Here is a 13,785-nt window from a genome sequence, read left to right on the forward strand (position 1 = left end):
CTGAATCTATAACTGTATGATACTGTTAGTAAACTTTGATGGAACGCCGTATGCGGTGAAAGTCGCACGTACGGTGTGGAGCGGGGGAAAATCTGGAGATTGCATCAAAGGATTACCTATCGCTATCCACCGTTGAGTGTGTAGCACGAGGTTTAGATCCATTAAAAACAATGTTAGTCGTGATGAGTAGCTCGGACCATACCGGCAATGGGTTGATCCTCGCCTCTTCTCCTAGAGCCAAAGAGCAGCTCCATATTTCCAATGTGACACGGGCAGAAAATTTACCTAATCATCCTCAACTGATCAAAGCTCCTCCTCGAATGAGTCATTATATCCAAGAGAATATGAAACTAAACACACTTTTTCAGCGTTTCGTAGCAGAAGAGGATCTCTTGATTTATTCCATCGATGAATCGATTTTAGATGTGACCGCTTCTCTTACTCTTTTTTTCCCAGAGAAGCTCTCACGGCATGAAAAACGCTTAAAAATGGCACGTTTGATCCAACAAACAGTTTATGATGAAATGGGATTGATCTTAACTGTTGGCATCGGCGACAATCCGTTGCTAGCAAAACTAGCTTTGGATAATGCCGCGAAAAATCGGATGAAAGATCATTTTATTGCTGAATGGACTTACGACACTATCCCAGAAACCGTTTGGAAAATTCCTTCACTTACTGATTTTTGGGGTATCGGGCGTCGAACTCAAAAAAGATTGTATAAAATTGGCATTGACTCCGTCGAACAGTTAGCCCATGCAGATGTAGAATTGCTGCGACTACGCTATGGCATCATCGGAGAACAATTGTATTATCATGCAAACGGGATTGATCGTACCATTATTTCTGAAGCGAGTCCCCAACCAAAGGAAAAATCTTACAGCAACAATCAAGTATTGCCTAAAAATTATACCAACATCCATGAGATCGAAATCGTGATCGGAGAAATGGCGGAGCAGGTAGCTGCCCGCATCCGTCGTCACGACTGCTTGACACAGTGTGTCCATCTCTATGTGGGCTCTGCCTATCATGAAAAATCGAAAAGCTTTTCTCATCAAATGAAAATCGAAGCAACCAATCAAACCAAAGAGTTGAAACAGCATTGTCTGCATTTGTTTCATAAATACTATCAGGGTCAAGCGGTCCGACATATCGGTATCAGTTATTCCAAACTGCTTTATACTCAAAACCGGCAGTTGAATCTTTTTGAAGATCCCGAAAAAGAAATTGCTCAAGAACGTTTGGATCGAGTCATCGATTTGATTCGTCAGAAATACGGCTTCACTTCTATTATTCATGCAACAAGCAAACTGGAAGGTGCTCGCAGCATCTCACGAAGTCACCTTGTCGGTGGTCACGATGGCGGAGCCGGTGGTCTGGAGGGTTTGTAAACTTTCTTCTACAATTAAATTTTCTATTGGGTTTTGCGTAGCAATGCCTCATTCCGCCAACCCAATCTCTCTTTCAGTGAAACAGTAATATGTAAAAGTGACTGTACATGGTCACCTTCAAAAAAGTTTTTCTTCAGATAATGCTTGACTTTCAAAATGACTCTATGATAAATTAATCAATGCGTAAATCGTAATTGTTACGATTTGGTTTTAGCACTATTTTAGAAAGTGAGTTGAAGAAAATGAAAAAAGTTTTATGGGGGACACTACTGTTTGGTTCCGTCTTATTAGCTGCCTGCTCAACAAGTGCCACAGATGAAACAACAGAGCAAGCTTCAGAAAAATTACAGGTGATGACGACATTTTATCCAATGTATGATTTCACTCAAAATATTGTTGGTGATGAAGGTGACGTAACTTTGCTGATGCCGGCAGGAACAGATTCTCATGATTATGAGCCTTCTGCAAAAGATGTTGCTGATATTCAAAATTCTGATGTTTTCATTTATAATAATGAGAATATGGAAATGTGGGTCCCTTCTATTGAGCAGTCCCTAGAAGAAGGAGACGTTCATGTCATCAAAGCAACAGAAGGAATGCTCTTGCTTCCTGGATCTGATGACGACCATGATCATAGTCATGGACATGATGAAGAAGCCCATGAACATGACGGAGATGGACACGATCATGAAGAGGACAACCACGATCACGACGAAGATGGGCACGATCATGGCGAAGACGGCCATGTCCATGAGTTAGATCCACACGTTTGGCTTTCTCCTTACCGTGCCATTCAGGAAGTTGAAAGCATTCGCGATCAATTGATTGCAGCTTATCCTGAAAAACAAGAAGCTTTTACAACAAATGCAGAAAAATATTTGTCAGAATTGACTGCTCTTGATGAAAAATATACCGAAGCTTTTGATCAAGCGACACAAAAAGAATTCGTTACACAACATTCCGCTTTTGGTTATCTTGCTTTGGACTACGGTTTGACACAGGTACCAATCGCTAGTCTTTCACCAAGCGAAGAACCTTCCCCTGCTCGATTAGCAGAATTAAAGGATTTTGTCGTAGAGCATGATGTACACTACATTTATTTTGAAGAAAATGCCAAAGACACTATCGCTCGTACATTAGCTGCTGAAGCAAACGTAGAGCTAGAAGTTTTAAATCCATTAGAGGGCTTGACTCAAGAAGCTATCGACAATGGCGAAAACTATCTTTCCGTAATGGAGAGCAATCTTGCTGCCTTAAAAAAAACAACTGATGTTGCTGGTGACGCAGACAGTCATGATCATGAAGACGAAAAGGAAAAAACAGTGTATAATGGTTACTTTGAGGATGCAGATGTTCTTGATCGTCCTTTATCTGACTGGAGCGGCGAATGGCAATCCGTGTATCCACTGCTGCAAGACGGCACATTAGATCAAGTTTTTGACTATAAAGCGAAACTAGATGACAGCAAAACAGCTGAAGAATATAAAGAATACTATACTGTTGGTTACGAAACCGAAGTACAATCTATTCATATCACTGATGACTCGATGGAATTTGTGTTTGATGATGGTACCTCTGAAAAATCTGACTATCGTTATGCCGGAAAAGAGATCTTGGATTACGCTGCCGGTAACCGCGGTGTCCGCTTCTTGTTTGAAGCAACAGATCCTGATCAAGCGTTCAAATATGTACAATTCAGTGACCATTCGATTTCTCCAACTAAATCTGATCATTACCATATTTACTTTGGCAATGACAGTCAAGAAGCTTTGTTAGAAGAAGTCGACAATTGGCCTACCTACTACCCAACTGACTTGTCCAAAACAGAAATCGCTCAGGAAATGCTAGCTCACTAGAAAGAAAGGAAGATTTCAGATGGAGAAACAAGACGTGTCCAGTGCTTATCGTCGATTGAAGAGTCCCAATATCAAAACGAGAAAACGTGCACTAAAATTGATCAAACAATACAAACGTAGTAAAAAATAAGCAACAAATTTTAATGAAGGTGTGAAGAAATGACTGTTCCTCCAAGAAAAACGCAGAGAATAAAAAAATTCTTTCTCAGAGACAAGACGAAACTCAATGCTCCCGCGATTCAAATCGATCCTGAAACAGGAAAAGCAAAAAAGAGTCATCATCTCTCCACTGATTACAATGATCAGAAAAAGCGCGAATCCTAAACAGGAACAGTCACTCCTTCACAAAATAAAGAAAGGCAGGCGAAAAAATTGGCCAAGCAAGCAAAATTAATGAACCTTTTAAAACAAATGAAGCTTAAACCCTTTGATTTCGTGATCGTTTTTTTGCTGATCTTGCTTTCTTTTTTGCCTTATGTGATTTTTTTCTCGCAGCAAAGTGTGGCAGATGAAACGAATGACCGCTATGCAGTGATTCGGATCAACGGACAAGAAGTTGATCGTTTCAACTTAGATGAAACGACTGATTTTGAAAAAACATACTATCCAGCAGAAAATCAGTACAACATTATCCAAGTCAAAGATGGCAGCATCCGCGTACGGGAAGATAACAGTCCCGATCAAATTGCTGTAAAAACCAGTTGGATCTCCAAGAATGGTGAAACCAGTATTTGTCTTCCCCATAGACTGGTCATTGAGATCCAGCAAAAAAATGCAGAGGATTCCTTCATTAATTAACAAAAAACACCGATGTCATTTTTTTGACATCGATGTTTTTTTATTGTCTTCAATTTTATAGTAGCCAAATATACTTCATTACATAATAAAATTTAAGTGCTCAGCAAAATTGACCAGAGAGCTACTGCTTGCTAAAGGGCCAAATAAAAAACTGTTCCCCAAAAGGCACAAAGAAAACCGAGCAACCAACGCCAAATAATATGTGGTTTGATTTCAGAAAATTTCATAATGAATTCCTCCTATTTCAAACATTATACACTTCAATTCTGTACTTTTTTATAACAAAGAATAAATTTTCTTTTAAGAAATTTTTGTTAAATACTTGTTAAATAGATTCCATTTTTCGACTGATTTTTTACTCTGTACAGTGCCTGATCTGCGAGTTGATAATAATGATCAATCGTCTTTCCTATATCGGGAATAAACTGACAAATCCCCTGAGAAATCGTCAATGGAGGATTACGTCTAGAATCAGCAGTAGCCAACGATAGCCTACGAATATCTCGCTGCAATTCTTGCGCAATCGACAGAACTTCTTCTTTTGTCTTGTTTTCATAAACGATCACAAATTCATCGCCTCCTTGGCGAGCACAAAAGACTTCCTTGTCGAAAAGTTCATACAATCGACTGGACAAAGCTAAAAGATAACGGTCACCATCTTGATGACCTAGCGTATCGTTCACATATTTAAAATCATCAATATCCAATACTTCCAGAGCCATTGGAACTTGCTTGTCCCGTGCTCGTTCGAATACTTGAGACAAATGATCGTCTAGCCACTCTCTGTTAGGCAGACTGGTCAAAAAATCCTGACATGATTTTTTGACCAGCAGCAGATGCTCTGACTGTATCTTTTGATGTTCTGCTCTGACCGTCTCCAGCTCTTCCCGAAGTTTGATATCATTTTTGATCCCGATCGCCGTCTCCTGTTCCAATTGTTTGGTCAAATCAAAGTGCTCCATATAAGCCGCAGATAATTTTTGATTCAGTTCTTTTTGCTGGTAACAATATATTTTATAGGAGAGCGAACGTTGCCTAAACTTCGTAAAGGTAGACTCAGACAGCATCTTATCCAAAGCAGACAAAATCTGCAAAAGGGAATCTACCTGTTCCTTCTCTTGAAGAAATTCGCATAAAGAAAAAATATCATCAAAGACATTCCAAGAAAAATCAGCTGTTTCTAAAAAAGCGATCAGTCGTTGCAAGGCTTGTTCTCGTTGAATCGTATCTCCCATCTTATGAAAATAACGAATCTCAAAGACATTCATTGAAACTTGAATATCTTCATGCACGGTATGCTCTGCTTTGATTTTGTTAAACCAGCTGTCAGCCATTGACAATTCTCTGAGATCTAAAAAACAAGCAGCTAGATTACAGTACAACAGTGCCAGACTGATCTTCTCGTTAAACGAATCCGGATGACGCTCTGTATCCTCTAAAGAACGCTTCATATAAGTGATTGCACTTTGATGATCAGATAAATCTCGATAAATATTTCCAATGTTCCCATTGATGATCCCGATCATGTCCCGAACTCCCTGCTCCTCTGCATAGCGTAGTCCGGTCATGAAGTAATCCATCGCCTGAGAGTTATTTGTAGCAAACATCGCAGTAGTTCCTAAAACGTTGTAAGATTTTGCCAAAAGCTCTGAAGCGGAGGCCTTCAACTGATGTTTCAAGCCTAAAATCAGATTTTTTTGAAAATCTCGGTGCTGATTTTTATAATAATCAATCAGCGCAAAATGATAATAAACGAATCCCAGCAGCTGGTCATCCTGATTTTGTCTGCCAATTTCGATTAACTCTTTACATAAGGTTTCAGCTAATTCTGCATTAGAAATATAGGATTCTTCGACTTCTTTGATTTTAACCAATATTTTTTCTGGGTAAGGATAAGTAAACTCCATTAGACACCTCTATCATTCAAACATAACACTCTTTTTTTTCTATCTATCATAGCATAATTTTTATTTTTTTCGTATAAAAAATAAATTGATGCTCATAAAATCGTCCAGTGAGTACAAAAAACTACCTTCCGGACTTTCTCCGGTCGGTAGTTGTATTGTTTCTTGGAGCTCTCTTCCGTTGCCTAACTTCTTAATCCTCGACCTCTTTCGATCAAATACCAACAAGTCGTATACAAAACAAGGACAAAGAGAACTAAAATCGTCATTGAAAAGGCGAAGGGTACGTCAATCACACCTAGGAAACCATAGCGGAAACCTGAGATCATGTAAACGATTGGATTGACTTGGGAAACGATCTGCCAGACTTGAGGCAACATCGAAATCGAATAAAAAACCCCACCCAGATAAGTCAATGGCTGCAAAACAAAGGTTGGCACAATCGAGACATCATCGTAGGATTGTGCAAAGATACCATTTAGCAAACCTGCCAGTGAAAACAAGATCGCTGTCATCAATAAGGTGACACAGACGATTACCCATGAATAGACTTGAAGTGGGACAAAAAATAAAGAGATTGCTGTAACAAGAATCCCGACTAGTACACTTCTACCCAATCCCCCGATCACAAAGCCCCATATGATCACATGCGTCGGTACAGGCGCCACTAATATTTCTTCAATGTTCTTTTGAAACTTCTGCGAAAAGAAGGAGGATGCCACATTGGAATACGAGCTAGTGATCACTGACATCATGATCAAACCGGGAACAATAAATTCCATGTATGAAAAACCAGCCATCTCTCCGATTCTGCTACCGATCAAATTACCAAAAATAACGAAATACAAGGAAGTGGTGATCACCGGAGGAACCAAAGTCTGTACCCAAATACGTAAATAGCGGTTAGTTTCTTTGATCGCTAAACTTTTCAATGCTGTAAAATAAAGATTAAACATGTTTTCCCTCCACTTGACTTTCTTCCGTAATTTTTAAGAACAGTTCTTCCAGTCGATTTGATTTATTGCGCATGGACAAGACTTTTATCCCCTGACTACTCAACTGCTCGAACACCCCATTGATTCCCTGATCACGTTCAACCTCGACTGCCAGTGTTGTGTCGTCCTCAAAGTAATTCTGGTAACCAGTAATTGTTGGCGGATTATCGAAGGGGCCAAGGTCAAACAAGAAGGTTTCATATTGCAGTTTCGATAAGAGAGATTTCATACTGGTATTTTCAATTAGTTCTCCTGATTGGATGATCCCGATATTTCGACACAGCATCTCCGCTTCTTCCAGATAATGCGTGGTCAAAATAATAGTTGTCCCTGCTTGATTCAATTCTTGTAAGAAATGCCACATCTCACGTCTCAGTTCAATATCGACTCCCGCAGTTGGTTCGTCCAGAATAAGCAAACGGGGTTCATGCATCAGTGCCCGAGCGATCATCAATCGGCGTTTCATTCCTCCTGAAAGCATCCTCGCACGCACATGGCGTTTCTCCCATAAATTCGATTGCTTGAGATACTTCTCACTGCGTTTCAATGCTTCCTTGCGAGAAACACCATAATAACCTGCTTGATTGACCACGATTTGTTGGACAGTCTCAAAAGGATTAAAATTAAATTCCTGCGGTACAAGTCCGATTTGTTGCTTTGCACGTACCAAATCATTGTCAATATCGTAATCGAAAATCTTTACTGTTCCCGATGTTTTATTGACCAAAGAAGTCACGATTCCGATCGTGGTCGATTTTCCTGCGCCGTTTGGTCCTAACAGTGCATAAAAATCGCCTTCCTCCACGGTTAGATCAATGCCACGCAAGGCTTTAACACCCGTGTCATAGGTTTTTTTTAACTCTTTTATTTCAAGTGCATATGTCATTGAATCATTTTCTCCTTTTCATTCAGATTTCCATTCACCAAGAATAGTCTAACAGATTTTTCTCTTGTTTCAAGAATCTTCGCTTCAATTGTCCTTGGCGGTTCACTTTCGATTGCTACGACCTATTCTAATAGAAAGAAATCAAAAAGACCTTAGCCTTTCACTAGGTCTTTCTTAAGTTTAGTAGATATCTTCTTCCGGAGTTAATAGATTATATTCCGCCATCGTCTCGAGGTCTTCAACACCCACGTTGCCGGCAAAGTTGGGAACAATCAACGATACCTCCCCTTGACTATTATGAAAGAGATAATACTTGTAATTCGAAAAATCGCTAAAACTATCAATACTATCAACAGTTTCGGGCAATAACTTCAATTCTGTGTTGACTTTGACCGTTCGCTTTCCAGGTCCCATCTTAGCTCCATTAAAGATAGTGATTTCTTTTGTAGGAATCGTTACCACAGACAGCTCATAACTAACACTGTGTTCGAAGCTTTGATCATGTTCAGGAAAGTCGCCACCTATATAATAATCAAAAATTTTTATTTGTAGCCTTGATTCTCCGATTCTTTCCAATCGAAAGAGATTGGGGGCATTGACTGAAAAAAAGCCAAAGGTCGCCATCGGGTAAAAGTGATTCTCAGACGTTTTTCGATTAAAAAGAATCGCCGGATCCACCGCATAAGGAGAGCTCTCCACTTCCTCGGACGGATCTGTCTGAATCTCCTCCTCATAGATTGCCGCTTCAACCGTAACAGAGCTTCGCGTGACACTCGGTGCCTCATTGACTGACTCAACCTGAATAGAATATTTGCCTATATTTAAAATCACCACAACTACTAATAGTATAGAAGCAACCGAACACAAACGTTTCAGCAACGCAAGATGGTATTCATCGCGCCATTTTGGATCTTTTCGCCTTCTCCGAAGAAATTTAAACGTATGATAAGCCATCGTTTTCTCCTTTTTGTTTCTATTATATCATCAATAGACCAACAAGAAAGCGTTTTCCAGGAAAACTAGATGACTCAAATTGAAGCAGAAAAAAAGATAGACCCTAGAATGTTACAGGGGACTATCCTTATCCAACGTCTCCTGCAGGAATCGAACCTGCATCTAGAACTTAGGAGGTTCTTGTTCTATCCATTAAACTAAGGAGACTTTGAGATCTCTAATCAACTGATTAAAAGACCTCTTTTATTTTATCGCTAACCTTGAAAGAACGCAAGGCTGGCGAAAAAGATTTTTCAATTTGAAGCTCTTTATTGGGGAAAAATGTTTGTCTTTAAACACCAACTATGAATGATCATTGGATTCGCATTTAAAACCCATTGTTGTCAGATACTGTCTTATACCAATGACCTGATTTTTTGATCGTTCGTTTGCCTTCTTGTGCAAGATCAACGGCAATAAAGCCATAACGGTTTTTGTAAGCATTCAACCATGACCAGTTATCCATACATGTCCACATATGATAACCCACGCAATTAGTTCCTTCTTGAATGGCTTGATGAACATAAGACAAATGATCCTTGACGAATTCAATCCGATAATCGTCTTCGATTTGACCCTGATCATTGATAAAACGTTCTTCTCCTTCGACACCCATCCCATTTTCAGAAATGTAGCAACGAATATTGCCATAATTTTCTCTCGTATTCGTTAGAATGTCATAGATTCCTTTTTCATAGATTTCCCAACCACGATAAGGATTCATTTTTTTACCAGGCATGTCGTAAACATCAAAATAATCATCTGGCATCGGGCCATGTGTATGATCTACTGGTGTTTCTTTCGCTTTGATTCGGCGTGGTGTATAGTAGTTGATCCCTAAAATATCTACAGTATTGTTTTGAATCGTCTCCAAATCTCCTTCATGGATCTCAGGGAGCATCTCTAAATCTTTCACGATCTCTACCAAGTCAGCTGGAAATTCTCCCTTAACAGAAGGATCTAGGAAAGAACGATTGAAGAAGGCATCTGCAATCTTCGCTGCTTTGACGTCTTCCGGATTTTTTTCATCTCTCGGATAACTAGGCGTCAGATTCAAAATGATCCCTATTTCTCCATCTAGTCCCATTTCATGATAGGCTTGGATCGCTTTTGCGCTAGAGAGCACTTCATGATAACCGACAGTCACTGCTTTTTTCATATCTATCTCACAAGGATAATGAAATTGATACAAATAGCCACCTTCCACTGGAACAACTGGTTCGTTGTGGGTAAACCAGTGTTTGACACGATCGCCAAATAATTCAAAACAAGTTTTCACATACACGACGTAGGCTTCGACTGTTTCACGGCTCAACCAGCCACCTTTTTCTTGGAGTGCAAAAGGCATGTCGAAATGATACAAATTCATAAAGGGTTCGATCCCATTGGCAATCAACTCATCGATGTAATCATTATAAAATCGTACAGCTTCCTGATTGACTTCTCCTACACCGTTGGGAATCAGCCGACTCCATTGAATCGAAGTACGAAAAGTATTATGACCGATTTGTTTCATCAACTGGATATCTTCTTTGTATTTTTTATAGACACGAGAAGTTTTTTCTGGTCCTACGCCATCAAAATATTTTTCTGGCTCTGTTTGAAACCAATGGTCCCAAATACTCTCACTTTTCCCATCATTTTCATAACGTCCTTCTGTCTGTGGACCACTCGCGGAGGATCCCCACCAAAAGTTTTCTGGAAATTTAACTGTCATCCTTTTCTCTCCCTTTATTTAAAAATAGTCTTCCAATACAGGTACTTGTTTCGGTAAAATCTCTGTTACAGTTTTTTGGATCTCTTCATCTACAGTCAGCTGATCGAAAAAAAGTAGTTCCTGCAAGGTTTGATATCCTAGTAAGAGCTGTGTCAAACGCTGGATCGTCCCTTTGACTTGAGGCAAGACACTGCTTTTGACTTTGCGGACTTCTTTTGTCACAGCATCTATCTCAAAAATCCCTTGATTCCAAGGCGCATAACGATCTTCCTCGATAACAAAGGCAAAGGATCGTTCGAGCTTTTCTAAAGGATAGCGTTGCATAAATTGTTGTAAATCAACGATCCGGACCATCATTTCTGGTCGAATAACCGCTTTTGCCAATGGCGTTTCATTTAAAAAGAAGCCGCTGTTTTTGTTATAGCCTTGTTCATAACGAATCTCACGAACGGATTCCTTGTGGGTGGCAATATAACGATTCAAACCAGTATAAGCCTCTCCTGTTAAGAATTCCCACTCCGCACAATCGAAAAGTCCATCCTTGATTTGATACACCAAGTAACCTTCAGCTTCTCCTGCAGCATTGTAATAGACGGCAAAATAGTAGGGACGCTGAATATGAAATTTGTATTCGTACCACCAGTTCTCTCGATGTAAGCCTCCCTGATTCTTCCGATTAGAAGTCTCATAGATGTTTTTGATGATCTCCTTCGCTTCTTCCCAAGGTTGGCGGCGAACATGTCCGGATCCCTTCTTACTGTCTGGCCATTGATGGCTAGGAAGCTGGTAAGAAATACGCTCAAAAACTAATTCATAACCGTAGCGACGATAGAAAGGATACGAAAAGGGCGCTAAATAGGATAGCGTCACTCCCTGCTCTTGACAATCGCTCAGCATTTGACTCATCAACTGATCGATACGACCTTCTCCTCGATAACCTGGATCAGAGGAGACAAAGCCAATACCGCTCATATCAAAGAGCTGGTCGAAAAAATGGACTTTCAAAGGTGTAGCAATCACTTGACTGACCAATCGATCCTCATCGTAAGAACCATAATGTTTGGAGTGCGACAGCAAATAATTCAAGCGATTTTGATAGGTTTCGCTCTTCTCAAATTGAAACGCATAGTGCGCCAATTCAAAAATCTGTGTCTGCTCATTTTTCAATAGATAACCTCCTCAAAGATTGATCAAAAAAGGATCATCGAAATGATCCTCTTTGTTTTATTTTTCTTAGACCTGTTGCTCACGCTTCAATTCTTGCATGACACCCATTCTAACAAATGGAATGTAAATGAGTACTGATAATAGTAAATTGACTGCTGCCAACAAAGCTCCAGTCCAGCTTGATGTTGCTAGGAATCCACCAATGATTGGAGGAGTTACCCAAGGTGGCATAAAGGTTGCCGGTGGCACGATTCCCCATTTTGTTGCCCAGAAAGCAGTGGTTACTAAGACCATTGGGATAACAATAAATGGGATAAACATGATCGGGTTCAATACAATTGGTAAACCAAACAACATGGGTTCATTGATATTGAATAGTCCTGGTGCAGCACTCAAATTGTTCACAACATTGTAGGCTTTGTTTTTACGTCCAACCAGATAGATCGCGATGATCAAACCTAGTGTTGCTCCAGTTCCTCCTAAATTGACAAAACTGTCGATAAATGGTTTGTTTACGATGTACGGAGCCACTTCACCAGCAGACACAGCCATTGCATTTGCTTCGATTGCAGGCGCATTGATCGTTTGTAAAAACGGATCGATCATGTTGGCACCATGTAGACCAAAGAACCATAAGAATGGTGTAATAAAGGCAATCAGCAGTGCTGATGGGTAAGAGCTTGCCATCCCCATAAATGGTTGCTGTACAGCACTATAGAAAGAAGTGATGATATCTGGAACACCAAAGGCTGCAAAAACGGCTGCTGTCAAACCGAACAATGTTACCACGATCATCGCTGGCAAAAGTGCTGCAAAGGAGCGTGCTACTGCTGGTGGTACGCCATCAGGCATTTTGATGACTAATTTTTCGTTACCGATCAATCGAACAAAAAGTTCTGTTGCTACGATTCCTACAATAATTGCAATAAATAATCCTGTACTGGACATTCCGTCAGCTCCACCTAAAGCAAAGAATGAAGCTACAGAAACCGTTCCTGCGGCAATCCCGTCTTTTCCATATCCATTTGCCAAATTATAGGCTAATAGAAAAGCAATCATCACAGATAAAATGGCAAAGGTTCCATTCCAAATAGAACCACCTAGTCACTGCCAGACACCTTCTCCAAAAACACCGTTCATAAACTCCTGATAGCCGGGAATCGGCAAGTTGTTGATCATCACAGCTAAAGCCCCTAAGATCATTAAAGGCATCGTTACCATGAACGAGTCCCGAATCGCTACTAAATGACGTTGCGCGCCAATTTTTGATGCAACTGGAACAAATTTTTCTTCCATAAATACTACAAATGAATCTATTATTTTTTCCTCCTATAAGTTCAAATAAATGAAATATCTATCCGTTCAAAAATAGTTCTTTCACTGGTCGGAAGTTACATTACTTTTCTTCCACTCGACGATACAAGTCGATAATTTCTTTCGCTAAATCTTTAAATGCAATAGCCGTCATCAAGTGATCCTGTGAGTGGACTGTTAGTAAGGTAACAGACATATGATCGCCTTGTGCTTCTTTAGTAAGTAAACCTGTTTGGGAATGATGTGCCTCAACTAGTGAAGCGTCTGCATCTTTAATTTTTTGTTCGGCTAGTTCAAAATCACCTTGTTTGGCAGCTGCGATTGCTTCCATTGCATCGCTTTTCGCATTTCCTGAATGCATGATCAATCCCATGATTGCTTCTAAATTTTCATCCTCCATAATTGTCCTCCTGTGTTTTATTTCTACTTCATCAAGCTCTCTGCTTGTGCTAAAACTTTTTCTCCATTCATCATGCCATAATCTGACATATTGATCACATCCAATGGAATTCCTTTAGGTGCTAACTTTTCTTCAAACTGCGCCTTCATAAAACGAACTTGCGGACCTAACAACAAGACATCGATTGGTTTTGAATCTAAATGTTGGTCGGCTTCAGATGCTGAGGCTGCAAAAATATCTGCTTCTATTCCTTTATCTTCTGCCGCTTTTTGCATTTTTGTCACCAACAAGCTGGTACTCATTCCTGCTGAACAAACTAACATAATTGTTTTCTTCGTCATTTTTTTCACCTCTTTGTATTTTT

12 protein-coding genes, 1 tRNA gene and 2 pseudogenes are annotated in these 13,785 nt (G+C 39.9%); 5 read left to right on the forward strand and 10 right to left on the reverse strand.

The features are described from left to right. Positions 1-125 precede the first annotated feature (125 nt). The 5 genes and pseudogenes from ACWODM_RS13110 to ACWODM_RS13130 form a co-directional block, all read left to right on the forward strand. A pseudogene (locus ACWODM_RS13110) lies at positions 126-1,391 on the forward strand (Y-family DNA polymerase); the annotation flags it as partial. 242 nt (positions 1,392-1,633) lie between these two features. Next, positions 1,634-3,247 (forward strand): metal ABC transporter solute-binding protein, Zn/Mn family, encoded by a 1,614-nt coding sequence (locus ACWODM_RS13115; RefSeq protein WP_455321820.1) that lies wholly within the window; start codon positions 1,634-1,636, stop codon positions 3,245-3,247. Between the two features lie 19 nt (positions 3,248-3,266). Then, entirely contained in the window at positions 3,267-3,377 is a 111-nt protein-coding gene (locus ACWODM_RS13120) for a putative metal homeostasis protein (protein WP_455321821.1), read from the forward strand. A 29-nt stretch (positions 3,378-3,406) separates the two neighbouring features. Continuing rightward, positions 3,407-3,571, forward strand: a complete 165-nt coding sequence (rpmF, locus tag ACWODM_RS13125) for a 50S ribosomal protein L32 (protein WP_455321822.1) — start codon at positions 3,407-3,409, stop codon at positions 3,569-3,571. A 69-nt stretch (positions 3,572-3,640) separates the two neighbouring features. After that, on the forward strand, positions 3,641-4,045 hold the full coding sequence (locus ACWODM_RS13130) for a NusG domain II-containing protein (RefSeq protein WP_455321855.1): 405 nt from the start codon (positions 3,641-3,643) through the stop codon (positions 4,043-4,045). A gap of 314 nt (positions 4,046-4,359) precedes the next feature. Here ACWODM_RS13130 and ACWODM_RS13135 read toward each other — a convergent pair whose 3' ends face one another. The 10 genes and pseudogenes from ACWODM_RS13135 to ACWODM_RS13180 form a co-directional block, all read right to left on the reverse strand. Then, complete coding sequence (locus ACWODM_RS13135; RefSeq protein WP_455321823.1) at positions 4,360-5,952, reverse strand: GGDEF domain-containing protein; 1,593 nt, start codon at positions 5,950-5,952, stop codon at positions 4,360-4,362. A gap of 182 nt (positions 5,953-6,134) precedes the next feature. Beyond that, positions 6,135-6,905, reverse strand: a complete 771-nt coding sequence (locus tag ACWODM_RS13140; RefSeq protein ID WP_455321824.1) for an ABC transporter permease — start codon at positions 6,903-6,905, stop codon at positions 6,135-6,137. Then, positions 6,898-7,830 (reverse strand): ABC transporter ATP-binding protein, encoded by a 933-nt coding sequence (locus tag ACWODM_RS13145; RefSeq protein ID WP_455321825.1) that lies wholly within the window; start codon positions 7,828-7,830, stop codon positions 6,898-6,900. Before ACWODM_RS13145 ends, ACWODM_RS13140 begins: the two co-directional genes overlap by 8 nt. A 180-nt stretch (positions 7,831-8,010) precedes the next feature. Beyond that, complete coding sequence (locus ACWODM_RS13150; protein WP_455321826.1) at positions 8,011-8,784, reverse strand: hypothetical protein; 774 nt, start codon at positions 8,782-8,784, stop codon at positions 8,011-8,013. Between the two features lie 135 nt (positions 8,785-8,919). Continuing rightward, positions 8,920-8,991 (reverse strand) — tRNA-Arg (locus ACWODM_RS13155). 160 nt (positions 8,992-9,151) lie between these two features. Then, positions 9,152-10,540: a glycoside hydrolase family 1 protein gene (locus ACWODM_RS13160; protein ID WP_455321827.1), complete on the reverse strand. Its 1,389-nt coding sequence runs from the start codon at positions 10,538-10,540 to the stop codon at positions 9,152-9,154. A gap of 18 nt (positions 10,541-10,558) precedes the next feature. Continuing rightward, entirely contained in the window at positions 10,559-11,707 is a 1,149-nt protein-coding gene (locus ACWODM_RS13165; RefSeq protein ID WP_455321828.1) for a GNAT family N-acetyltransferase, read from the reverse strand. A 66-nt stretch (positions 11,708-11,773) separates the two neighbouring features. After that, positions 11,774-13,024, reverse strand: a pseudogene (locus ACWODM_RS13170) (PTS sugar transporter subunit IIC). A 79-nt stretch (positions 13,025-13,103) separates the two neighbouring features. Continuing rightward, entirely contained in the window at positions 13,104-13,421 is a 318-nt protein-coding gene (locus tag ACWODM_RS13175) for a PTS lactose/cellobiose transporter subunit IIA (protein WP_455321829.1), read from the reverse strand. A 23-nt stretch (positions 13,422-13,444) separates the two neighbouring features. Then, entirely contained in the window at positions 13,445-13,762 is a 318-nt protein-coding gene (locus ACWODM_RS13180; RefSeq protein WP_455321830.1) for a PTS sugar transporter subunit IIB, read from the reverse strand. Between the last annotated feature and the right edge of the window lie 23 nt (positions 13,763-13,785).

This window comes from Enterococcus olivae (assembly GCF_053760925.1).

What these genes read in the sequence shown, in the direction of transcription:
- ACWODM_RS13115 (WP_455321820.1), top strand. Translation starts at nt 1,634, where the DNA reads ATGAAAAAAGTTTTATGGGGGACACTACTGTTTGGTTCCGTCTTATTA.
- ACWODM_RS13120 (WP_455321821.1), top strand. Translation starts at nt 3,267, where the DNA reads ATGGAGAAACAAGACGTGTCCAGTGCTTATCGTCGATTGAAGAGTCCC.
- rpmF (WP_455321822.1), top strand. Translation starts at nt 3,407, where the DNA reads ATGACTGTTCCTCCAAGAAAAACGCAGAGAATAAAAAAATTCTTTCTC.
- ACWODM_RS13130 (WP_455321855.1), top strand. Translation starts at nt 3,641, where the DNA reads ATGAACCTTTTAAAACAAATGAAGCTTAAACCCTTTGATTTCGTGATC.
- ACWODM_RS13135 (WP_455321823.1), bottom strand. Translation starts at nt 5,952, where the DNA reads ATGGAGTTTACTTATCCTTACCCAGAAAAAATATTGGTTAAAATCAAA.
- ACWODM_RS13140 (WP_455321824.1), bottom strand. Translation starts at nt 6,905, where the DNA reads ATGTTTAATCTTTATTTTACAGCATTGAAAAGTTTAGCGATCAAAGAA.
- ACWODM_RS13145 (WP_455321825.1), bottom strand. Translation starts at nt 7,830, where the DNA reads ATGACATATGCACTTGAAATAAAAGAGTTAAAAAAAACCTATGACACG.
- ACWODM_RS13150 (WP_455321826.1), bottom strand. Translation starts at nt 8,784, where the DNA reads ATGGCTTATCATACGTTTAAATTTCTTCGGAGAAGGCGAAAAGATCCA.
- ACWODM_RS13160 (WP_455321827.1), bottom strand. Translation starts at nt 10,540, where the DNA reads ATGACAGTTAAATTTCCAGAAAACTTTTGGTGGGGATCCTCCGCGAGT.
- ACWODM_RS13175 (WP_455321829.1), bottom strand. Translation starts at nt 13,421, where the DNA reads ATGGAGGATGAAAATTTAGAAGCAATCATGGGATTGATCATGCATTCA.
- ACWODM_RS13180 (WP_455321830.1), bottom strand. Translation starts at nt 13,762, where the DNA reads ATGACGAAGAAAACAATTATGTTAGTTTGTTCAGCAGGAATGAGTACC.